Source organism: Cytobacillus citreus, from assembly GCF_018343665.1.
GTDB lineage: Bacteria > Bacillota > Bacilli > Bacillales > Cytobacillaceae > Cytobacillus > Cytobacillus citreus.
Genome location: NZ_JAGYPM010000004.1, coordinates 340,955 through 362,937, shown reverse-complemented (window position 1 = coordinate 362,937; position 21,983 = coordinate 340,955). Strand labels below are relative to the sequence as shown.

Here is a 21,983-nt window from a genome sequence, read left to right as displayed (position 1 = left end):
TTCCATGTGAAAGAGGATTTTTCTGTTCTTTTACTCTTGACGGAGATTCTTTTGCGATTTTTCTTGCCCCGTTGTAAATTCAACTAATTCAGAACTTGTGCGGTTTCCCTTTTTAACATTATTATTTCGCTGTGCATTTGCATTTCCAAGTTTTTTTCTGCCCATAATTGTCTTTACCCCTTTTCTATTTCTCAAAAAGTAGTATGAGCGATTATCGCTACATTATTCAGGGATTATTTCGTCTCATTTGGATCGACAATTTTTCCACCGCGCATCACTTTTTTATTTGCTTGAATACGAAGCTCATTCGCAAATTTCTTTAGCTCACGTTCCTCTCTTTCCGTTACAAGTGATATAACCACCCCACTCGCCCCGAATCTGCCTGTTCTGCCTGAACGGTGAACATATTGTTGAAGATCCTTAGGGAAATCGAAATGGACAACATGTGTCACATCTTTAATATCTAATCCTCTTGCAGCCACATCTGTTGCAAGCAGCATTTTTGTTTTGCCTGTACGGAAATCCTGTAAAGATTTTTGACGGTCTGTTTTATTTAAATCACTGTGAAGAAAGCTGGTATGAATGTTTTTATAGGCTAATTTTTCTGACATGACCGTAAGATTCCCTATATCTCTCACGAAAACGAGTGCTTTAATGGATTCAAGTCTAGAAATTTTTTCGAGCATCATGAGTTTGTCTCTTTGCTCTGCAACGAAATAAATATGATCAACCTCTGCCGCATGAATGGTCTCATCTTTTTCAACTCGGATGATGACAGGATCATTTGTTAGCTCCACTGCAAGCTGCTCAATTCCTTTTGGCAAAGTTGCAGAAAAAAGAATCGTTTGTCTTTCACTCAATGTTGATTTCATGATCTGACGAATTGTTTCCAAATGCTCATGAATAAGCAGCTGATCTACCTCATCAAGCACGACAGTCCTGACTTCATGCATTTTTAGCTTTTTCTGTTTAATTAATTCCAGCATTCTTCCCGGTGTTCCAACAGCAATATGTGGATGCTTTTTTAATTTTTCCAGCTGTCTCTTCACATTCGCACCACCGATAAAGGATGCTGCACGGATGCCACTGCCTTCTCCCCACTTTTGAATCTCCTGCAATATTTGCATAACAAGCTCCTGAGATGGTGCAATAATGACAGCTTGTACAGCCTTCTTATCTGCATTCACTTTCTCTAAAACTGGAAGTAAATAAGCAAGGGTCTTTCCAGTACCAGTTGGTGATTCTGCCATCACATCTTTTCCCTCAATAGCTACTGGAATGGCTTTTGTCTGAACGGTTGTTGGTTGATTGAATTCCGATTTTTTCCACACTTCTTGTAAAAATGGCTTTAATTGATTAATTAGAGTCTGTGTCATAAAGTGCTCCTTTAGCTTAGTAATGTATGTATATCGAATGATTTCTTTATTATTATTTTTATTAAAAACAGTATCGCTACTGATACTAGCCTATCAAGCTAAAGATGTCTAGTCTTAGTCTGTCTTATGAAAGGAATAACAGCATAGCCCTTGGGTCATATTATGAATGAGGTGAATGAGGTGAATCCGATGATCCGAAAGATTATTGCCTTATTGTTTATAGGGTTACTTGTTTTTTCTGTACATATTCATGCACAAAATCAAAGTCATATGATCGAAATATTCCATTTAGAGAAGGGAAAAGTGATTAAGGAAATACCGATAACAGCGACTATTCAATTTGAAGCGGAGAAATTTTTGACCAACATCGCAGGTATTTATAAGAATATTAATCCCCTTCCAAAAAAAGGACTGATTGTTAGAATTCCTCTTGATCCTCCTCTTCAAGTTCAAAATCAATGGATTCACACTCTAGTTGACGAAATGAATATTATTTTTCCTATTGGCGAAAATCCTTACATCATGATCTATGATGATGAAAACAATACCTATTTTTTTACAATTAATAGTCATTTAAACTCTAAGAACTTGTCAAAGGATTTGGGCATACATAAACTTCTATCAACAGATAGCGAAAATTATAATTTCCTGGTGTACAATAAAAAAAGGGTAAGTACCTATACAAAAAAATAGGTACTCACCCTCTTCTCTTCTAAGTGCCTATCACTTAGTTAGACACTGTTAAAAGCATTATTATTAAGCTGCTGCTCCACTCTTTTTTGCCTTTTCCTCTGCTCTGATTTTTTTGAAAGCCTTTGTTTCAGCAACGACAACACCAGATAGGAAGAGAAGTCCAATTAAGTTTGGAACTGCCATTAATGCATTAAATATGTCTGCAACCGTCCAAACTAATCCAAGACTTGCACCTGCTCCAATGAATACAGTTAAAGTGTAAATGATACGATACCATACGATTGACTTGATGCCAAATAAGTATTCAAAACATTTTTCACCATAATATGCCCATCCCAATACTGTTGAATAAGCAAAAAAGATTAATCCAATTGTAACGACCCAGCCACCAACACCAGGTAACAATTGATCAAATGTTTGTGTCGTTAATGCAGCACCAGTTACATCGCCATTTACATATAACCCTCCCATAACTAGAGTTATTCCAGTTATTGAACAAACGACAACCGTATCAATGAAGGTACCAGTCATGGAAATAAGAGCCTGACGTCCCGGATGGTCAGTTTTTGCTGCAGCTGCAGCAATTGGTGCTGATCCCATACCAGCTTCATTTGAGAATACACCACGTGCTACACCATATCGGATTACTGACCCAATTGCCCCACCTGCCATAGCTTGTCCAGTAAATGCATCTGTAAAAATAAGACCTATAGCAGCAGGTAGTTCACTTACATTTAATAATATGATAATAAGTCCGCCTACAATGTAAAAGATGGCCATGAAAGGAACCATAAGAGAAGTAACTTTACCTATACTTTTAATCCCACCTACAACAACAAGACCTGTTCCTACCGTTAAAATAATGCCTGTTATCCAAGGATTGATACCAAAGCTAGACTCTACTGCAGCTGCTACGGAATTCGATTGGACTGAACTTCCTATACCAAATGCAGCAATTGAACCGAAGAATGCGAACAAAACAGCAAGCCATTTCCAGCCTAATCCTTTTTCAATATAGTACATCGGTCCGCCAGCCATTTCGCCACGTTTTCCAACTGTACGGTATTTTACTGCAAGGATTGCTTCAGCATATTTCGTTGCCATTCCGACAAGGGCTGTAATCCACATCCAAAATATTGCACCTGGACCTCCTAAAACAACCGCTGTGGCAACACCAGCAATATTTCCTGTACCGATTGTAGCGGCTAAAGCAGTCATTAAGGATTGGAAATGTGAAATATCACCTTCAGAGGTTTGATCTTGGTTCTTAGAAAAGGCAAGTTTAAGAGCATATGGAAGGCTGCTAAACTGCATAAAGCCAAGTCGAATTGTAAGAAAAAGTCCTGTTCCAACTAAAAGAATTAATAAGGGTGGCCCCCAAACAAAATCTGCTATTTTTGTTAGAATATCAGCCATACTGTTACTCCTTTTTTATGTTAGTTTTATTCAAGCACTTGATGATCAACTATTTCCCGATGTAGAATCCCCCTTTTTGCATTTGAATATTTTTTATTTTATGATAATTATATTTTATTCTAAAAATTATCACAATATATTTCATTTTGAGGACCGGTAATGAAAAGAGATGCTAAGCATATGCTAAAGCATCTCTTCTATTTATTATGATACTTTCTCTTTTTCCTCTTGATACCCGTTTTCCCAATAGTCGGCATTTTTAATGCCAAGCTTTGTTGAGTTAAACACAGGGTCGAGACCTTGTTTCTTCTGTTGTTCATAATCCTTTAAGGCGACTAATGCTGGTTTTGCTAGAATGACTATGGCAATCATATTCAACCAAACCATTATCCCTAATCCCGCATCCCCAAATGCCCATGCAAGATCTGCTGTTCTAACAGCACCGTAGAAAGTTGAAACTAACAGGACAATTTTCAAAATAAACGTTGGCCATTTTGCATTTTTAAACAAGTAAGTAACGTTCGTTTCTGACATATAATAGTATGCCATTATTGTCGTAAAGGCAAAGAAGAATAGAGAAATTGCAACGAATCCAGCTCCAAAGCCAGGGAGAGCTGTTTCAACAGCTGCCTGTGTATACCCAGGACCAGCCTCAACACCAGGAAGCTGATTTACGATCATCGTCTCTCCATCGGGACCGACTGTATTAAACGTTCCTGTAAATAGAATCATAAATGCTGTTGCTGAACAAACTAATAATGTATCAACATAAACTGAAAACGCTTGCACTAAACCTTGTTTAGCAGGGTGGGATACTTCGGCGGCTGCTGCAGCATGAGGACCTGTACCTTGTCCTGCTTCATTTGAGTAGATTCCACGCTTTACTCCCCAGGCAATTGCACTACCAACAAGACCACCAAACATTGATTCTGCACCAAAGGCACTTTTGAAAATAAGGGCGAAAACACTGCCTACTTCGCCAATATTTAAGACCATAATAATAAGTGCTACAAGAATATATCCAATTGCCATAAATGGAACTACTAATTGCGCAACATTAGCAATACGTTTTACTCCACCAAAAATAATAAATCCTAATAATGCTATGATAAATAAACCAGTGATCCAGGTTGGAATATTAAATGCATTCTCCATTCCTGCTGCAATTGAATTTGATTGAATACCTGGCATTAAAAAAGACAATGCCAGAATGGCAGAAATAGCGAATAGAACGGCAAACCATTTAACACCCATACCTTTTTCAATATAGAATGCAGGGCCCCCACGATATTGACCATCTTTCTTTACTTTGTAAATTTGCGCTAATGTCGACTCTACATAAGCAGTTGCTGCACCGATGAAGGCCATAGCCCACATCCAGAATACCGCCCCTGGTCCTCCCATTGCGATAGCAGTAGCAGTGCCCGCAATATTCCCAGTTCCTACGCGGCCAGAAAGAGCAATAGATAAGGCCTGGAAAGAAGAAACGCCCGCTTCAGAACTTTTTCCTTTAAACATGAGCATGATCATGTCTTTAATATGTCTAACCTGCAGAAACCTAGTAAAGATTGAGAATAATAATCCTACACCTAGACAGATGTAAATGACTGGTGCACTCCATAAAATATCATTCAACCATTTAACAAAATCCTCCAAATGCCTGCCCCCTCTTTTGTATATTCTGAATCTTTTATCTATTAAGAATTATAAAACAACCGTAAAAATAAAACAATCATTATTTTTTCAAGTTTACAATTGTCAATAATCCTATATTCCTAATAAAAAATTATTCTGTTATAGTAAAGAAATTATAAAATAAAAACTGTTATAATACAATACTTTTTTATTTTTTTTGCTATGTTTCTATCCTCCATTTTCGATAAAACGTATAACTCTTCAAATTTTCGGAAATTTCGTTATAATATATTTAGAGAAACGAAATAATTGACTAGAAAGAAGTGTTAATGAAGGATGAATCCTGATTTGAAGCGCAATTTAGTCATCATGTGGTTCGCTAATTTCTTTGTAGCTGGCAGCATGACAATGGTCTTGCCGTTTATTTCATTGTATATTGAAACATTTGGCGATTTTTCAGCAACCTATGTTCAACATTGGTCAGGTTGGATCTTTGCCATAACCTTTGTGACAGCCTTTTTGTTTTCCCCCATATGGGGAAGAATCGGGGATTTATATGGGAGAAAAAAAATTCTCATTGCCTCAGGAATTGGGATGGGAATTTCCATTTTTCTAATGGGTTATTGCACTTCTGTTTGGCAGCTTTTTATACTTAGGTTATTTATGGGCATATTTACTGGCTTTATATCTATGTCACAGGCTTTTATTTCAACACAGACACCTAAAGAAATTGCAGGTAAGGTTATGGGGTCTTTGCAAACAGGAAGTATCACTGGCTCATTAATGGGCCCCTTGCTTGGCGGTGTTTTAGCAGATGTATTTGGTTATGCAAATACATTTAAATGGACTTCAATTTCAATATTCATTTCCGCAATGCTTGTCATTTTAACTAAAGAGATCATTTTACAAAGCAAGAAGGACATAAATGCTAATTACACGAGCAAAGAAGTCATCCTTCATATTGTAAAAAACCCTGTATTGTTAACAGTACTGCTTATATCTGCATTAATTCAGATGGCACATTTCAGCATCCAACCGATATTATCCTTATATGTGAGCGAGCTGCATGGCCCTGAAAATCTAGCGTTCTTTGCAGGAATCGCCTTCTCAGCAGCAGGCATTGGAAACTTAATAATGGCTAGAAAATGGGGAAATATAGCCGATCGATATGGCTATATCAAAGTCCTTGTCATTTTGTTATTTCTTGCTGGAATATTCTACTTGCCCGGTGGATTTGTTACGAATTATTGGCAGCTTGTATTCATTCGATTTACTCTGGGTGTAACAATTGGCGGAATCATCCCTGTTCGAATCGCCTATATCAGGCAAGAGGCTCCGATTGCCATGCAAGGAGAAGTCTTAGGCTATAACACGAGCCTGCGGTTCTTCGGGAATATTATTGGGCCGATGATGGGAGGACTCATATCTGGGTATTTTGGCTTCTCTGCCGTTTTTGTCACGACAAGTATTCTCCTTATCATCAGCGGCGTCATATTATTAGTCGCGATGAACCGTTATCCGAAAACAAAATTAGCTAGAGAATCGGTATAAAAAAAGCTGTCCTTTGGTTGGGATATTCATCCATGGGACAGCTTTTTTATAATAGGTAATCAATTGATAGATAATTAAAACTTTTTTTGACTTTTAAACGTATTTAGAGAAGGTGTATAAGAGTGAAGGAATGAAAGGAGAGGACAATGAAAAAGAAAAAATTACAGAATAAGCCTGAACAAGGGAAATTCAAACAGATTCAAGAGCGTTTCTTTATTATTTTAGTTGCATTATGTGCAGTATTTTTTGTCCTCGCAATATTATTATGGCTTGCTTCTATGTTGGTCAAGGAGCAATTCATTTTACATGAAATGATTAATACATATTGTGGCACTTGCATTTCATTTTGCTTTGCCGCCGTGTTTTTGTTAATTGTCACCTCAACTCGAAACATTTTTGGTATTATCGCTTCTCTCTTTTTTACCATTATATTTTTGAGTGCCGGAGTTCATTTTATCAATACCTCTATGTTGCTACATAAAGATAAGGAAGCTTACGAGAATCAAAGATTTGAAAGAATCGTAGGTATACCAGATCAAGTAGAATACGATGACCCAGATACCGGCCCTGCCTATGTATTTGAATTAGTCTTTAAAAACAAAACGATTGATGCTCACAATCTCCAGATACACGAAGGCTTTTTTGAATCGAATTTAAGAGGGAAGCAGCTAGAAATTTTGTATTTGCCTAATAGTCTATATGCCGTTGAAGTGAAGGAATATGTGAGCGATTAGCAGCATAATTAGGTCAATCTCATACTCGAAAAAAGTTATACTTTATATATTTAAAATACCTCTTGTGCTGTAATTAGAAGCATAACGGGAACAGTGAATGCCTCTTTGTTACCGTGAACCTGATATTTTAAACTTATCGGGCTCATTGATTGCTTCTTTGTTACCGTAATCTTGAAATTTGAATCTTATTGGGCTCATTGATAGCCTCTATGTTACTGTGTTCTTGAAATTTGAATCTTATCGGGCTCATTGATAGCCTCTATGTTACCGTGATCTTGAAATTTGAATCTTATCGGGCTCATTGATAGTCTCTTTGTTACCGTGATCTTGAAATTTGAATCTTATCGGGCTAATTGATAGCCTCTATGTTACCGTTAACTTGATATTTTAAACTTATCGGGCTCATTGAAAGACCTTTCGTTACCGTGATCCAAAAATAGAAATGGGCACGCATACACATGGGCTTCATTATTTAATCTTTCATTATAGCTTCCTCAAGAATGATTACTGAAAGCCGATGATCATCTATTATGTAGGGAATTTCTTCTGGTTCCACCCAAATACGGGATATTGTTTCATTTTCACGCTCAAATGGGAGGCATTTTTCAATGTCCATCCTATAGTAGAGCTGATAACCTATTTTTGGATATTTCCCATTTGGATCAAATAATAGGTTTTCTTCATGGCTTACTTCAATGGCTCCTAAATAGCTTATTTTCCCTTCAACATAGCCTTCCTCAAGTGCTTCTCTGTGAAAAGCCTCTTCAGGTGTTTCTCCTATTTCAATATGTCCACCAGGATTATTAAATCCTCTACCTTTCACATGGACTAATAGAATCTTGCCTTTGTGAAAACAATAGCCGTGGACGCTTGTTACTAAGCTCGTATCCAAAATTATTTTCCTCGGGCACCATGTAAGCTTTACACTTTGCCCTCCCCAATTAACATATATGCTACTTTTCAGTGTGATCTATCCTTTCTTCGATCTAATATAAATATTTTAATAGGTTTCCTCTTTATACCAAGAAGGCTTAATATTTTCAAAGTATTTATGATCTTCCAAAATGCAATATAAGCGATCGATCATTTCATCCAGCTTTTCAGGGACAACTTTTTTAGTCCAGACAACAGATGAAAAGACATTCATTCCCAAATAGATTGAATACAGACTCCAAAACTCTTCAGGTATATTGTTATCAAAGTAGCCGATAACCTGACCATTTGAAAAAGGAATGCTGACCTCTTTACTGAATAAGCCTATTTTAAGAAAGTCATGAATGGGGTCCCCCCAACCAAACCTGTTGAAGTCGATTACACCCGCGTATTGCTTATCCTTCACGATAATATTACCTATATGAAAATCATCATGCTGAAAGCAGTTAGGGCGATTTTTCAAGTACCGTTTATTTTTTGCTATAAAATCAATGATTTTGCTATCACCTTCTATCTTTATTCCACAAGAATGATAAGCCTCCACATAATTTGTATACTTTTTCATAATCCTGTCGTACCAAGGATCATAAAGCGGTGATGCCTTAACCAAATGAATTTTGGCTAAATCCTTTCCTGCCTCAAGACCAATTTCATATTGTTCTTTGCTGCTATATGATGGCAATAAATCTCGTGCATCCTCGCCCTCAATATAAGAAAGCACATAATAGCATATCCCTAATTCATCAACTCGGCCTATTTCAATGGGATGCGATGTCTTCACATCAAATGTTTGCAGCTCGGTAATTCGTTCAAACTCTGCTTTTTTTCTCTCATAATGTTCGATATCTGCTATCCTTAGAATACAACTTTCTCCATGTTCAAAATGAACGATATACTTCTTGTCTTTTGAAAAACCTTTATGAATCTCATGAATATCTGTTGAAGCATTAAGAAAGGGAATCCTTTCTCGCAAATGCTCTATAAAAACCATATCATCCCTCCGTTGCTTTTTAGCTGAAAAATGTTTTCCTTAAAGGATAATTCATCACAATAAACGAAATCTTAATAAACATTAAATTTGAGGTGCTCTGAATGTTATTTAATAATGGTAGGTTAAATGTAAGAAAATTGGAGAAAAAAGACAACTATTTACTAGCGAAATGGCTGTCCGACCCAAGAGTACTGGAATTTTATGAAGGCAGAGATAATCCGTTTGATTTAGAAAAGGTAAATACGGCATTTTATAATCCAAATGATGATGTCAATGGCTGTATTATTGAATTTGAAGGCGTAGATATAGGATATATCCAATATTATGAGCTGGATGATGAAACTAGGGAAACGTATGGATATCCTAAAAACACAGAAGTAATTTATGGGATTGATCAATTCATTGGTGAACCTGCCTATTGGAATAAAGGAATCGGAACAATACTAGTACATTCAATGGTTGAATATTTGATAATAGAAAAACACGCAGGCTTAGTTGTGATGGATCCGCAAGTTCGTAATGAAAGAGCCCTTAAATGCTACGAAAAATGCGGCTTCAGAAAAGTAAAACTTCTCCCTAAGAATGAGCTTCATGAGGGTGAGTATCGTGATTGCTGGCTGATAGAGTATAGAAGAAAATTATAACCATATTTTAGTACGAGGTTCGATCATCTACTTAGGAGATCGAACCTTGTACTTGTCCAATAATAACAAACGAAATCTCATTCATAGATGATATAAGCATCCACATTTCCGGCAATAATTTGACAAAAAAATGCAATTTCATTTCTCGCTTTATCTTGACATATTTTTGTAGAATTCTAATGCCTCTATGAGAAATTGCTTATCAAATCCCGTTTTCAAATTTATTCTTTCCGCCCAATCCTCAATAGTTTTCAATGGCTGATCTTTAAAAATTCCTTCCGTAGTACTTAAAAAGCTCTCCCAATTGTAGAATTCCCAATGGGCAATTTCATTTTTATAAGGTGTTCTAACTTCCAAAAGGGGTCTCGGATCGATTTGATTTTGTGAAAATTCAGCAGCTTTTAAGAATAAATTCTTATCTATTGGTTCTGTATTATAGATTTGGTTAGAAATTTTCCCATTAGGTCGATGATAGTTCACCTCTAAGTGAACACCTTCTACATTCACTTGAACTAATGCAGCTGGAAAGAATCCGCTATACTTTTCACCTGAGAAGTCTTTACGTTGTTGATCAATTAATATAGGATTTAACCACTGATCTCCTAAGTCACATAAATAGCGTCTCCCCTGTTCGTCTAATGCAATGACTGCCGCATGTGCACTTTCTGAATGGATGTTATGACCAATTGGATAAGCTTCAATCCCATCCTTCTTAAATTCATCCAGCAGCCAAATAGCGAGGTCAAAGCAATTCCCCGAAATTCTATACTGGATTCGATGCTCCTTCATAAGGGATACATCTCTTTGCTTTTTACTATTTGTCTTATTGTGGAACCAAGCTTTAGTTAAAGTCTCCATAGGAAAATCATCAAATTTTCTCCATATGGAGAGAATATATTCTGGTGCTAACATGTAACCATCCTCTCGTAGACCTTAGGTATGGATTATTCTATCTCCGTTAATTATAATCCTTTTTTGAGAAACGAAGGTCATTTTGCCATTAGAATTTTTGTGATAGAGTTAAGGAATAAAACGGAGGTCATAAAAAAATGAAAAACAATAAATATATTGGATATGTCGGTACATATACAAATGAGAAAAGTGAAGGTATTTATTCCTTTATTTTAGATGGTGAAAAGGGGCAGCTTTCTGAGGTAAAATTAGCCGCGAAGCTTGATAATCCAACGTATTTAGCTATTAGTGAGGATCATCAGTTTCTGTATTCAATAATAAAGGAAGGCTCATCTGGCGGGGTAGTTGCATTTAAAATTAATCCTGAATCCGCTGAGCTGCAAGCATTGAACCAAAATGTTTCTGAAGGTGCCCCTCCTTGTCATGTAAGTGTTCATCGTGATAACAGCACTCTCTTTAGCGCAAATTACCATAAGGGCACGGTAGAATCTTATTTACTTAATACTGATAACGGTTCTGTTTATTCGCCCACATCTGTTATCGAGCATATAGGATCAGGACCTGACGAAAGACAGGAAAAAGCTCATACCCATTATGCTGGCATTACTCCTGATGAGAAATATGTAATAGCTGTTGATCTGGGAATCGATAAAATTTTTACTTATACAGTTCATCGGGGAGAGTTAACTGAAAAGAATAGCCTTTCTGTCAAACCAGGCAGTGGACCAAGACATCTTGTATTCCACCCAAACGGAAAATATGCATATATCATGACTGAATTTAGCTCAGAAATTATCGTGTCACAATACGATTCAAACAACGGGGAATTTACTCAGATTCAAATTGTTTCAACTCTTCCAGAAAACTTTAAAGAGAACAACCAAGGTAGCGCTATTCATATTTCTTCTGATGGGCGTTTTATCTATGCAGGAAATCGCGGACATGACAGCATTGCTGTGTTTAGTGTTCATTCGGAAACAGGAGAGCTTCAATTCATTGAACATACTTCTACAGAAGGGCATTGGCCGAGAGACTTTGTACTTGATCCTACTGAAAAGTTTATCGTTGCATCTAATCAAAAATCAAATAATCTCGTCCTATTTTTGAGGAATGAAATGTCAGGAAAACTTACTTTATTACAATCAAATATCTTTGTTTCAGAACCAGTATGTATAAAATTTATCACCGACTAACAATCAGAACGAATCGACACAAAGTCTTCGTTATAATCAATCAGTAGGGGTATCGACTTTGAACCCCTACATGATGATCAATGGAAACCAATCAAGGCAGTTTATAATTATTTATTATATCCTCCATATCATTAGCCATATGTAACAATGGATGAGCTAATTTCCTCAATTGTTGCAGTCTGTTGCTGCGAGTTTTTTTGCATATTCTAAACAATTCTTTTAACCAAAAAAACTCACTGTTTATAGGAGAAATTCTCGCTACAAACAGTGAGTTTAAAATTTTTTTACAGTAATCCATGAACTGTTCAATCCATATTACAGCGTAATAATAATCGGTTCTCCCTTTGTAACGACAATAGTATGCTCGCATTGAGCAACAAGGCTCTTGTCTGGGGTAACGAATGTCCAGCCATCATCGAGTTCGATTACGTGTTCCGCTCCTGTTGAAATAAATGGTTCAAATGCAATAACCATTCCTTCCCTTAATAGCTGAGAATCCCATGGTTCAAAGTAATTTAAAATATGATCAGGCTTCTCATGAAGGGATCTTCCAATTCCATGACCAGTTAGATTTTTTATTACCGTATAGCCATGCTGATTAGCCGTTCTGTTGACTACTTTTCCAATCATGCTTAGTTTTGAACCTGCTTTTATTTTTTTCAAGCCCTCTTCAAAAGCCTTTTGTACCGTCTCACAAAGTTCAATGAGCTTTTGATCACTATTACCAACTACGATGGACAGACCTGTGTCTGCAAAGTAGCCGTTTTTGGAGCCAGATACATCAATATTGACAAGGTCGCCTTCCTTGATTACACGGCTTCCTGGGATTCCATGGGCAACTTCCTCATTGACACTAATACAAGTGTATCCCGGAAAGTCATACTCTCCCTTTGGACCAGAAATCGCTCCATATTTTTCAAAAAGCTCACCAGCATAATCATCCAGTTCCTTCGTTGTCACACCTGGTTTTGTTCGCGCAATTAATTCATCACGTATGGAAGCAACAATCTTCCCAATCTCTTTAAGAGCTAACAATTCTTCTTCATTTTTAACAATCATTTCTTTCCTGTCCCTTCACTAGTTGTTTTCTTTTCTTATTATATTCTATTTTAGAGTAACTTAAGAAAAACTTTGCGAACGTCAAGTCCTTTCGTGGAATTCTACATTTCTTATGCGATCTTTATCGTTGTTACCTTATCGAAATGGCAATTTCGCTTCTGTTCGTTTATTAATTTTAACATTCCTATTTGCAAAAAAATAGAGCTGCCTTGGCAACTCTATTAAAATGAATCTTATTCTTGATTATCCTGTGGATCAACCATACCGTTTTGAACCATATAATATTCCATTGCCTGATTTAACCAGTCCTCTTCTTCCTTTGTAAATGGAGAAGGCACCATCTCTTGCAGCTTATCCGCTTCACTCAAATCCATTTCTGCCAAAGCGTGCATTGCTTCCTCTCCAATAAAATCAAGAGTAGCTTTCGTATATTGATCAATTAGCTCCTGTACCTGCGGATCTCCGAATGGCAAGCCGACTAATTCCTTAACCTTTTTTGATAAATGAATATATTCCTTGTCCAATGCCAATACATCATCTTCTGATTTATTATATAAATAATTGACTACATCTTTAGTAGTCCGCTGCTCAAGCCATTCACGCATGTTTCTTTCTGTTTGAACCGTATTGATTAAACTCATTAGGATCGCACTATCCACTTCTCCTTCTTCTTCAAGCAGCTTAATAGTTCGATTAATGGATGTAAGCGCCGCTTCAATATGAAGTTTCTCCTCCTCTAAAGCCTTCTTTTGGATTTGCAATGATTCATTTAAGCTAACATCATAACTGGACTCATGGATCATTCCTTTAATTTGCTCCAGACTATAACCTAGGAATTTCAAGCTAACAATTTTTTGCAATGTTAATACATCCTTATCTGAATAATGCCGGTGACCTGAGCTTGGATCCTTATCTGGTTTAAGAAGGCCAATTTCATCATAATAATGCAATGTCCTCACTGAAGTACCTGTCTTTTCAGAGAATTCCCCAATTAAAAATGTTTTCTTCTCATTCATATCAGTTCCTCCTAGCTAAATTGAAAGTTTTCTTTATAGTTCGATCATAGTCCCTAACGTCACTGTAGGTGCAACAATTAAATTTAAAAATTGAAATTAATTTTTTCTATAAGTGAGTTACATTCGATCGTTAAGAATTGCAGCCATTAAGGCAGTTTTTTCTCTTTAAAAATAGTTTGAATAATCTAAATTTATATTATTTTTTATGTTTTTATTTTAAAATAGATGAAACAATTACTAGCTAAAGGAGAAATCATATGTTTGAATTGCTCTTTACGATGCTAGAACGTCTAGGAATTATTGTGACGATTGCTTTTATCCTAACACGGCTGCGGTTCTTTAGAGATATGATTTACCAAGAACAATTAAATCGGCAGCAGCAGTATAAAGCCATCCTTTTCTTTGGCTTTTTTGGAATTATCGGCACTTATTCTGGTCTAGCTTTTAGTACAGAAACCCTACAATTCAATCGATGGGCTTCTGGTCTTGCATCCGATGAGGCTCTTGCAAATTCTAGAGTTATTGGGGTTGTAATTGCTGGACTTCTTGGTGGCTATAAAATCGGAATAGGAGCAGGCTTAATTGCCGGAATTCATCGGTTTACACTGGGGGGATTTACGGCCATTTCATGCGGTTCCGCTTCAATAATTGCCGGAGTTATTGCTGGGGCTTTTTATCGAAAAAATAAGCATGTAAAGCTTTCATCTGCCTTCCTAATTGGAGCTGTTGCAGAAGGCATTCAGATGCTCATTATCTTATTAGTTTCCCGTCCCTTTGATAAAGCACTATCACTAGTTGAAATGATTGGTGTGCCTATGATTATCGCAAATGGCCTAGGCTCAGCGCTCTTCCTTCTGATTATAAAAAATGTAGTGAACGAAGAAGAAAAAGCTGTAGCATTCCAAGCACAAAAAATACTTCGCATCGCAGATCAAACACTCGTTTATCTTCGGAAAGGCATGACCAACTATTCTGCAGAGGCAGTCTGCAGAATCCTTCACAAAGAAATACAAACTAGTGCCGTTGCCATGACAAATCTGAGTGATATATTAGCTCATGTAGGTGTTGGTGATGATCATCATCGTGCTAATATTTCCATTCAAACTCAAATAACGAAAGATGCGATTAGAGAGGGAAAAATTACTATAGCTAATGACGAAACGATCCATTGCCAAAGTTATAACTGCCCTCTTGGTGCGGCAGTCATTGCTCCTTTGAAACAACGAGGTGTAACAATCGGAACATTAAAGTTTTATTTTCATTCTGAAAAGGAAGTGACTCCTTTTGTAAAAGAATTAATAACAGGATTAAGTGTTCTCCTCAGCCATCAGCTTGAGATTGCCGAAGCTGATAAGGCATACCAGTTAGCTAAGGAATTAGAGATCAAGTCACTGCAAGCCCAAATTAGTCCACATTTTTTATTTAATACATTAAACACGATTGTTTCTTTGATTCGTATTGATCCAGGAAAAGCAAGAAAGCTGCTTGTTTCCCTCTCCCATTTTTTGCGGCAAAACTTGGCGGGAACAACATTAAGTATGACAACACTTGAACAAGAGCTCAAGCATGTAAAAGCCTATCTTGAAATAGAAGAAACGCGATTTGTCGATAAACTTGAGGTCATCTATGATATTGATGCTGAAGCATTGTTAGTCAAGATTCCGCCACTAACCTTGCAGCCGATTATTGAAAATGCCATCAAGCATGGGATCAAGGATATGGATAAAGATTGTGTGATCAAAATCTTGATAAAGAAGCAGGAAACTTGCACTCTTGTCTCGATTGAAGACAATGGCAAGGGGATGCATCAGGAGAGAGCCAATTTAGTTGGAAAAAAAATTATTGGTTCGGAATCTGGAACAGGTCTTGCCCTTTACAATGTCAACCGAAGACTAACTATGATGTTCGGAAGTGAAGCAGCTATTCAGACGAGAAGTGAACTTCATAGAGGAACTGCCGTTACATTTGCAATCCCACTTTTGGAGGAACAATAAATGGAACAAATCATTAAAGCTTTAATTGTTGATGACGAACGATACAGTCGAGATGAACTTAAGCATTTATTAAAAAGCTATCCTTTTATTCAAATTGTAGGCGAGGCAGAATCTGGTGACGCCTCTATTATGAAGACTATTCAATTACAACCTGATGTTGTTTTTCTGGATGTCGAAATGCCAAAAATGAATGGGATGGAAGCTGCAAAATTGTTAATGGAATTAAGGAAAAATCCATTAATCATTTTCACAACCGCTTTTCCACAATTTGCAGCAGAGGCCTTTCGCTATGAAGCAATCGATTACTTGCTCAAGCCATATGATGAGGAACTGCTTCATGAAACGATTCATCGCATTGAAAAAAAATTGCAGTCTCATAGAAATTATAAAATAGCTAAACCATCGGGAAAGCTTGCTGTGGAGGAAAATGGGGAAATCTTCTATATTGAACCAAAATATATCTTATATATGTATAGAGATGATAAAGTTACAAAAATAGTTACAAAAACTGGAGAATTCGAAACAAAGACTCCTTTAAAAGAACTTGAGAATCGACTTAATCCTTTTTCTTTTTTTCGAATCCATAAAGGTTACCTCGTAAACCTTGATTATGTTACCAGGCTAACCCCTTGGTTCAATGGTGCCTATCAGCTTGAAATAGAAGGAAGATATGAATTGCTTTCCGTCAGCAGGAATTATGTTAAGACTTTACGAGTTCGTCTAGAAATTTAATATGATCTTAAGCATCGGACCTCTGATGCTTTTTTTCGCTACTAGGAAAGTTTAAGTTTATTAACGTACTAAAGTAAAGTGTGTTTTTAATTAAATATCTGCTAATAAGATCGCATAAGTAAAACTAAGGCATTCGCCAAATAGGAATTGGCGAACGCCAAGTTTTTCTAATATTTAAATGCGTTTTAATCTATTCTAGCTACATGATAACCTCTTATTTATGCATCTTGATCACAAAATGTTCTTGATTACTGAAAATCTTTTATAATTTTTGTAAACGCATTCATCTTTTATTATAAGGAGGGAATCTTTTGATTACTTTTTTAGCCTGTATTGCCCTTTTAATTGTCGGATACTTTACTTACGGCAAGTTTGTTGAAAAAGTATTCGTGGTTAATGAAGGAAGACCGACCCCAGCTTTCACACATGAAGATGGTGTTGACTATCTGCCAATGAATACAAAGAAAAATTCTTTAATCCAGCTTTTAAATATCGCAGGTGTTGGGCCGATTTTTGGACCGATTATGGGAGCTCTTTACGGTCCTGTCGCGTTCCTTTGGATCGTGCTTGGCTGTATTTTCGCTGGGGCAGTTCATGATTACTTAACAGGAATGATTTCAATCCGAAACCGTGGGGCTCATCTTCCTGAGCTAGCTGGTAAGTTTCTTGGAAAAGTGATGAAGCATGTCGTCAATGCCTTTGCTATTCTTCTTCTTTTATTAGTTGGTACAGTATTCGTAACAGCGCCTGCTGACTTACTTTATAATTTATTGAACGGTAAGGTTGGTTTAGGACTTATTATCGCAGCTATTTTTATTTACTACATTTTAGCAACACTCCTTCCTATTGATAAAATTATCGGAAGATTCTATCCGTTTTTCGGTGCATTACTATTAATAAGTGCTATTGGCGTTGGTGGTGGCTTAGTGGTTACTGGTGCACCAATTCCAGAACTTTCATTACAGAATTTCCATCCAGATAATGCACCTATTTTCCCATTACTATTCTTAACAATTTCTTGTGGGGCGCTGTCTGGATTCCATGCTACACAAACACCGATCATCTCTCGGACAACGCAAAATGAAAAAAAAGGCCGTAAAATTTTCTACGGCATGATGATTGCTGAAGGAATTATTGCGATGATTTGGGCTGCTGCAGCTATGAGCCTTTTTAATGGTTACAATGGACTTAATGATATGCTTGCAAGTATTGGAACTGCAGGAATAGTTGGTGAAGCTTCTAAGATGATGCTTGGCGCCATTGGCGGAACATTAGCTATTCTGGGAGTTATCATTCTGCCAATTACGTCTGGCGATACTGCGTTCAGAAGTGCACGCATGATTATTGCTGATTATATGAACTTTTCTCAAAAGAAAATCTCGAGTCGTCTATGGATTGCTCTTCCACTATTCGCTATTTCAATCGCTTTAACGAAAGTTGATTTCACGATCCTTTGGAGATATTTCTCTTGGGCTAACCAATCAACGGCTGTCATCGCATTATGGGTCGGTGCAATGTATCTTTTCATCGCAAAGAAAAATTATTGGATTGCCATGATACCTGGTACTTTTATGACAATGGCAACAATGACTTATATCTTAAATGCAAAAATTGGATTTGGTTTATCGTTAAACACTTCGTATATCGGAGCAATCATCATCACAGCTGTCATTATCGTCCTATTCTATATCGGTGCTAAAAAGGCGAGAATGAATAATCTCCCTCTCGAAGATGATGTCTCCGGATGGAAAAAGGTGTCATAATGGGCTGCTGTAGTCCTAATTACCGGAAAATCGTAAATGAAGACGAGGATAAGGTGAATGAGAAGGGGAAAGAGTCCATTCCCCTTTTCGTTAAAATAATTTCTGCTGTCATCATAATCGGAGGACTAATGATCGCATTTCTTATTTAAAAAAGTGCACGTGAATCGTGTACTTTTTTTAATGAGTAGCTTCTTTCAACAAAACCCTTCTAATAACGACAAAAAGCTTATGTTTATTTTCTCATTGTGGACATATATTTGTACAAAGCCCGATTTTTCAAAATGATGGATTTGTCAATGATTCGAAACAACGAGAACTTTCAGAACGGGAGGGTTTTATTTGCGAAAAAAGAGAAGAAGGAGATGGACTTTCAAAAAAGGGCCTTTGCCATTCAAATATGTATTTCTAATTACATTAATGATCTTTTCACTATTAACCATTTTCAGTTTAATCATTATTAACAGAAACTTAGAGCCATTTTTAATGGATATTGCTAAAACGAAAGCGACCCAGTTTGCTGTCCAAGCAATCAATGATGCAATCGACAAAAATATCTCCGAAAGCATTGATATAAACGAACTCATTGTAAAACATGAAAATGCAGGTGAACCAAGCTACAGCTTTAATCAACAAATGGTCAATAAAGTCAATTCTCAGGCTGTCAAAAGGATTCAGAAATATTTAGATTTAGTTGAGGCTGGCGAATTAGATAAATTAGATAATTTTAAGAATGATATTAATATAGATCCTGAAAAAACGAAGGATGCCAATGGTATTGTTTATCATATTCCTTTAGGGATGGCAACAAATATGACATTACTATCTAATTTAGGCCCAGAGATTCCTGTAAGATTACAAATTCTTGGGGACGTCACACCTAATGTGGAAACAAAGATTGTTTCTACGGGCATTAACAATACTTATATTGAAGTCTATATTAAGGTGAATGTTCAAATGAATGTCATTATCCCTCGTATGGAAGAGCCAATCGAAATTTCCAACCAAGTTAAAGTTGGAGATCTATTCCTCCCTGGGAAAGTTCCACAATATTATAACGGTCCAGGTTCTGAAAACTCAAGCCCTATTGTAGTGCCGCCACCGCAATAAAGTGAAACTTCCATCAGTGGGGGTTTTTCGACGCACAGGACGTGCTAGTGCCGACGTTGCCACACGATGTGGCGCTTTTAGTCTGTGTTCATTTTATGGGCCTTTACGGGCAGTTGATCCCCCACTTAGGTTTCTTTGATTCTTTCGCAAACTTGTAGTGGGGGTCTTACTGCCCGTTAATCTGCGATAAATTCACATTCAATAATCTTGTTCAATAGTAAAACCTGATTCTATATTTAGAATCAGGTTTTACTTTTATATTATTTGTTACCTTGATTTGACTTGTAGTAGAATTTAGCAGTGATTGAACCGTCGTTATTTTCAACAATATCTGTTACATGGATTCCAGAATCAGCAGGTTTTGAGTTTTGGCCCTTCCAGAAATAATAGGATCCTGTATGAACATTACTTGATACAGGTGTTAACTTGCTTCCAGTTTTGAAGAAATCTCCTGCATCTCCACGGTTCGCATTTTTCTCAAGATCATATTTTCCATCTGCTTGAATGACAGATAAGCCATAGTGCGTAACAACTGTTCCATCACTAGCAGTTTCGGACTGATTGTACTGGAACCTCTTGTTCATCCAGTTTTCCACATTGTTTGGACGGAAGCCGGCAGTTTGATAGAGATTAATAATATTTTCATCGACATGCCATGCCACTAATCCATGTGCATTTGCACCTTGGCGAATTAATCCTTTATTAAATCCGTCTTGTTGGACATTTTCAAATAAGAAATACTCTGTTCCATTTGATCCTGGAACTTCCATTTTCACAATTCCGTTATCAGCTGATGCTTTATTAATTGAAGGTAAAGTAATTTCTTGAACACCATCTTCTGGTTTTACTTCGATTGGATTTGCCCATCCTAAGAAAATTTTCGAGAATGGATCGAAGTGAGTTGGTGAGTTACCTGAATAGGCTGCACTATCAGGATAGCGCATCCACGATCCGCCTGCCATCATTGAATAGTTACCTACTCCTTCAGATGAATACGCTGTGTCGTAGAAATCTGGCAATCCTAAGGCATGACCGAATTCATGTGCATACACCCCAGTTTGGGCTGGATATGGGCCTGTCTTTTTCGCGTCATTGTATGCTCCGGTAGCAGTATCAAATCCGGAAACATTTCCGCCAATTGCTGGCTGAATATTATAGTTGTTTACGATAACGCCATCATAAATCATTTCTTCAGCAATTGTTTTATTTACCCAATCATCTTCGCTCATCCCGGCATGAACATCTGCAGTTTTCCCAGTTTCATAATACTTTCCATAGTACATAGCACTTAATAGATTCCATTTATGGGACCAGATTTGTGCTGGATCCCTGCTGAACTCAGCACCTGTTCCTTCATGTACGATAAAAATATTCGGAACCTCTCCGTCTTCAGCATATTGGGAAAAGTCGATTTGCTCGTCCGCTGCCTTCAATAAATCACGAACAAGTTCCCCCATATGAGCGTCTCCATTTTCATTTCCAATAGCATATTTGCCACTTTCCGCATATTTGCCCTCTTGATCTAAATAGTATGATGCACCATGAGGCAATTCAACCCACACAAATTCCGTGTTTTCTTTACGAACGAGATTTACCTTTCCATTACTAGATTCCTTATAAACATTTTGCATTGTACGATCCGTCGAAACTTTCTCCCCATTAAACTCTGCATATTGTTTAAACTGGTCAAGCTCATATGGATTATATTCCGTTCCAAATATTAAATCCTCATAATAGTGAGCAGGAACCTGCCCCTCCATATCCCCTACTGGCTCATCACCATCTTTATATTTTGCTAGAATGACAAGAACAGGAATATCTCCTTCTGCCTTTTTATAGGCAACATGATTATTTCCTGCTTGCTGAAATTTCTTCCCTTGCTTAGCCGCTTTTTCAGCAGGATCGACCTTTGACAAATCAACTCCTAATCTTTTTGCTTGTTCCGCAAGCTCTGGAGCAATGCCTACATGATGAGCTAGGTCCATATTATATGTACTCTTCTCTTTGGCGGTTATATCCGCATTGTTTCCCCCTGTAAAAATCGTACTTCCAGCTAAAGCTATAGCTAAGGCTGAACTTGATAGAACCTTTAACAAATGCACCACTCCTTCAGAACTATTTTTATTCTCAGAATCAATAATACTAAATATTCTGTATTTTCAGAATAAGTAATTAGTACTCTTTTTAAAGAAAGTTTACATACCAAAAGACTTATTTCATTTTACTTAAAAAAT

At 37.0% G+C, this 21,983-nt stretch carries 20 protein-coding genes; 10 read left to right on the top strand and 10 right to left on the bottom strand.

Annotated features, from left to right (window positions below; all coding sequences use genetic code 11):
* Positions 1-30 precede the first annotated feature (30 nt).
* Positions 31-165, bottom strand: a complete 135-nt coding sequence (locus KHA94_RS26315; protein ID WP_275950907.1) for a hypothetical protein — start codon at positions 163-165, stop codon at positions 31-33.
* Positions 166-233: 68 nt separating this feature from the next.
* Complete coding sequence (locus tag KHA94_RS18295; RefSeq protein WP_213103565.1) at positions 234-1,376, bottom strand: DEAD/DEAH box helicase; 1,143 nt, start codon at positions 1,374-1,376, stop codon at positions 234-236.
* A gap of 189 nt (positions 1,377-1,565) precedes the next feature.
* On the opposite strand from KHA94_RS18295, the gene KHA94_RS18290 reads away from it, so the two are divergent.
* Complete coding sequence (locus KHA94_RS18290; protein ID WP_213103564.1) at positions 1,566-2,069, top strand: hypothetical protein; 504 nt, start codon at positions 1,566-1,568, stop codon at positions 2,067-2,069.
* Positions 2,070-2,132: 63 nt separating this feature from the next.
* Here KHA94_RS18290 and KHA94_RS18285 read toward each other — a convergent pair whose 3' ends face one another.
* The gene (locus tag KHA94_RS18285) at positions 2,133-3,485 is read right to left on the bottom strand and encodes an alanine/glycine:cation symporter family protein (RefSeq protein ID WP_213103563.1); all 1,353 of its coding nucleotides are present in this window, start codon (positions 3,483-3,485) and stop codon (positions 2,133-2,135) included.
* Between the two features lie 204 nt (positions 3,486-3,689).
* The gene (locus tag KHA94_RS18280) at positions 3,690-5,141 is read right to left on the bottom strand and encodes an alanine/glycine:cation symporter family protein (RefSeq protein WP_213103562.1); all 1,452 of its coding nucleotides are present in this window, start codon (positions 5,139-5,141) and stop codon (positions 3,690-3,692) included.
* Between the two features lie 315 nt (positions 5,142-5,456).
* Here KHA94_RS18280 and KHA94_RS18275 point away from each other — a divergent pair, with 315 nt between their 5' ends.
* Both KHA94_RS18275 and KHA94_RS18270 read left to right on the top strand, forming a co-directional pair.
* Complete coding sequence (locus KHA94_RS18275; RefSeq protein WP_213103561.1) at positions 5,457-6,671, top strand: MFS transporter; 1,215 nt, start codon at positions 5,457-5,459, stop codon at positions 6,669-6,671.
* A 146-nt stretch (positions 6,672-6,817) separates the two neighbouring features.
* On the top strand, positions 6,818-7,405 hold the full coding sequence (locus KHA94_RS18270; RefSeq protein ID WP_213103560.1) for a hypothetical protein: 588 nt from the start codon (positions 6,818-6,820) through the stop codon (positions 7,403-7,405).
* 472 nt (positions 7,406-7,877) lie between these two features.
* On the opposite strand, the gene KHA94_RS18265 is transcribed toward KHA94_RS18270, so the two are convergent.
* A complete protein-coding gene (locus KHA94_RS18265; RefSeq protein ID WP_249365596.1) occupies positions 7,878-8,297 on the bottom strand; it encodes an NUDIX hydrolase in 420 nt (139 codons plus the stop codon).
* Positions 8,298-8,405: 108 nt separating this feature from the next.
* Positions 8,406-9,329, bottom strand: a complete 924-nt coding sequence (locus KHA94_RS18260; protein WP_213103559.1) for an aminoglycoside phosphotransferase family protein — start codon at positions 9,327-9,329, stop codon at positions 8,406-8,408.
* A gap of 101 nt (positions 9,330-9,430) precedes the next feature.
* Here KHA94_RS18260 and KHA94_RS18255 point away from each other — a divergent pair, with 101 nt between their 5' ends.
* Entirely contained in the window at positions 9,431-9,973 is a 543-nt protein-coding gene (locus KHA94_RS18255) for a GNAT family N-acetyltransferase (protein WP_213103558.1), read from the top strand.
* 150 nt (positions 9,974-10,123) lie between these two features.
* On the opposite strand, the gene KHA94_RS18250 is transcribed toward KHA94_RS18255, so the two are convergent.
* Positions 10,124-10,885: a hypothetical protein gene (locus KHA94_RS18250; protein ID WP_213103557.1), complete on the bottom strand. Its 762-nt coding sequence runs from the start codon at positions 10,883-10,885 to the stop codon at positions 10,124-10,126.
* 137 nt (positions 10,886-11,022) lie between these two features.
* Between KHA94_RS18250 and KHA94_RS18245 the strand changes: the two genes are divergently transcribed.
* Positions 11,023-12,078, top strand: coding sequence for a lactonase family protein (locus tag KHA94_RS18245; RefSeq protein WP_213103556.1), 1,056 nt, complete (start codon positions 11,023-11,025; stop codon positions 12,076-12,078).
* 315 nt (positions 12,079-12,393) lie between these two features.
* On the opposite strand, the gene map is transcribed toward KHA94_RS18245, so the two are convergent.
* Positions 12,394-13,137, bottom strand: a complete 744-nt coding sequence (gene map / locus KHA94_RS18240) for a type I methionyl aminopeptidase (RefSeq protein ID WP_213103555.1) — start codon at positions 13,135-13,137, stop codon at positions 12,394-12,396.
* Positions 13,138-13,370: 233 nt separating this feature from the next.
* A complete protein-coding gene (locus KHA94_RS18235; RefSeq protein ID WP_213103554.1) occupies positions 13,371-14,153 on the bottom strand; it encodes a MerR family transcriptional regulator in 783 nt (260 codons plus the stop codon).
* 257 nt (positions 14,154-14,410) lie between these two features.
* Between KHA94_RS18235 and KHA94_RS18230 the strand changes: the two genes are divergently transcribed.
* From KHA94_RS18230 to yunB, 5 genes are all read left to right on the top strand, one after another.
* Positions 14,411-16,147 carry a sensor histidine kinase gene (locus KHA94_RS18230; RefSeq protein ID WP_213103553.1) on the top strand — a complete coding sequence of 579 codons (1,737 nt, stop codon included), beginning with the start codon at positions 14,411-14,413 and terminating at the stop codon, positions 16,145-16,147.
* Positions 16,148-16,879, top strand: a complete 732-nt coding sequence (locus KHA94_RS18225) for a LytR/AlgR family response regulator transcription factor (RefSeq protein ID WP_213103552.1) — start codon at positions 16,148-16,150, stop codon at positions 16,877-16,879.
* A 311-nt stretch (positions 16,880-17,190) separates the two neighbouring features.
* Entirely contained in the window at positions 17,191-18,642 is a 1,452-nt protein-coding gene (locus KHA94_RS18220; RefSeq protein WP_213103551.1) for a carbon starvation CstA family protein, read from the top strand.
* Positions 18,624-18,791, top strand: coding sequence for a hypothetical protein (locus tag KHA94_RS18215; protein ID WP_213103968.1), 168 nt, complete (start codon positions 18,624-18,626; stop codon positions 18,789-18,791). The genes KHA94_RS18220 and KHA94_RS18215 overlap by 19 nt, the downstream gene beginning before the upstream one ends.
* A gap of 190 nt (positions 18,792-18,981) precedes the next feature.
* A complete protein-coding gene (yunB, locus tag KHA94_RS18210) occupies positions 18,982-19,749 on the top strand; it encodes a sporulation protein YunB (protein ID WP_213103550.1) in 768 nt (255 codons plus the stop codon).
* A 260-nt stretch (positions 19,750-20,009) separates the two neighbouring features.
* Here yunB and KHA94_RS18205 read toward each other — a convergent pair whose 3' ends face one another.
* Positions 20,010-21,851, bottom strand: coding sequence for a M6 family metalloprotease domain-containing protein (locus tag KHA94_RS18205; protein ID WP_338030818.1), 1,842 nt, complete (start codon positions 21,849-21,851; stop codon positions 20,010-20,012).
* Between the last annotated feature and the right edge of the window lie 132 nt (positions 21,852-21,983).

Excerpts from the sequence above, each read along its gene's own strand:
- KHA94_RS18235 (WP_213103554.1), bottom strand. The coding sequence starts at position 14,153 with ATGAATGAGAAGAAAACATTTTTAATTGGGGAATTCTCTGAAAAGACA.
- KHA94_RS18285 (WP_213103563.1), bottom strand. The coding sequence starts at position 3,485 with ATGGCTGATATTCTAACAAAAATAGCAGATTTTGTTTGGGGGCCACCC.
- KHA94_RS18225 (WP_213103552.1), top strand. The coding sequence starts at position 16,148 with ATGGAACAAATCATTAAAGCTTTAATTGTTGATGACGAACGATACAGT.
- KHA94_RS18255 (WP_213103558.1), top strand. The coding sequence starts at position 9,431 with ATGTTATTTAATAATGGTAGGTTAAATGTAAGAAAATTGGAGAAAAAA.
- KHA94_RS18290 (WP_213103564.1), top strand. The coding sequence starts at position 1,566 with ATGATCCGAAAGATTATTGCCTTATTGTTTATAGGGTTACTTGTTTTT.
- KHA94_RS18250 (WP_213103557.1), bottom strand. The coding sequence starts at position 10,885 with ATGTTAGCACCAGAATATATTCTCTCCATATGGAGAAAATTTGATGAT.
- KHA94_RS26315 (WP_275950907.1), bottom strand. The coding sequence starts at position 165 with ATGGGCAGAAAAAAACTTGGAAATGCAAATGCACAGCGAAATAATAAT.
- KHA94_RS18270 (WP_213103560.1), top strand. The coding sequence starts at position 6,818 with ATGAAAAAGAAAAAATTACAGAATAAGCCTGAACAAGGGAAATTCAAA.
- KHA94_RS18260 (WP_213103559.1), bottom strand. The coding sequence starts at position 9,329 with ATGGTTTTTATAGAGCATTTGCGAGAAAGGATTCCCTTTCTTAATGCT.
- KHA94_RS18275 (WP_213103561.1), top strand. The coding sequence starts at position 5,457 with ATGAATCCTGATTTGAAGCGCAATTTAGTCATCATGTGGTTCGCTAAT.
- map (WP_213103555.1), bottom strand. The coding sequence starts at position 13,137 with ATGATTGTTAAAAATGAAGAAGAATTGTTAGCTCTTAAAGAGATTGGG.
- KHA94_RS18295 (WP_213103565.1), bottom strand. The coding sequence starts at position 1,376 with ATGACACAGACTCTAATTAATCAATTAAAGCCATTTTTACAAGAAGTG.
- KHA94_RS18215 (WP_213103968.1), top strand. The coding sequence starts at position 18,624 with ATGGAAAAAGGTGTCATAATGGGCTGCTGTAGTCCTAATTACCGGAAA.
- KHA94_RS18245 (WP_213103556.1), top strand. The coding sequence starts at position 11,023 with ATGAAAAACAATAAATATATTGGATATGTCGGTACATATACAAATGAG.
- KHA94_RS18230 (WP_213103553.1), top strand. The coding sequence starts at position 14,411 with ATGTTTGAATTGCTCTTTACGATGCTAGAACGTCTAGGAATTATTGTG.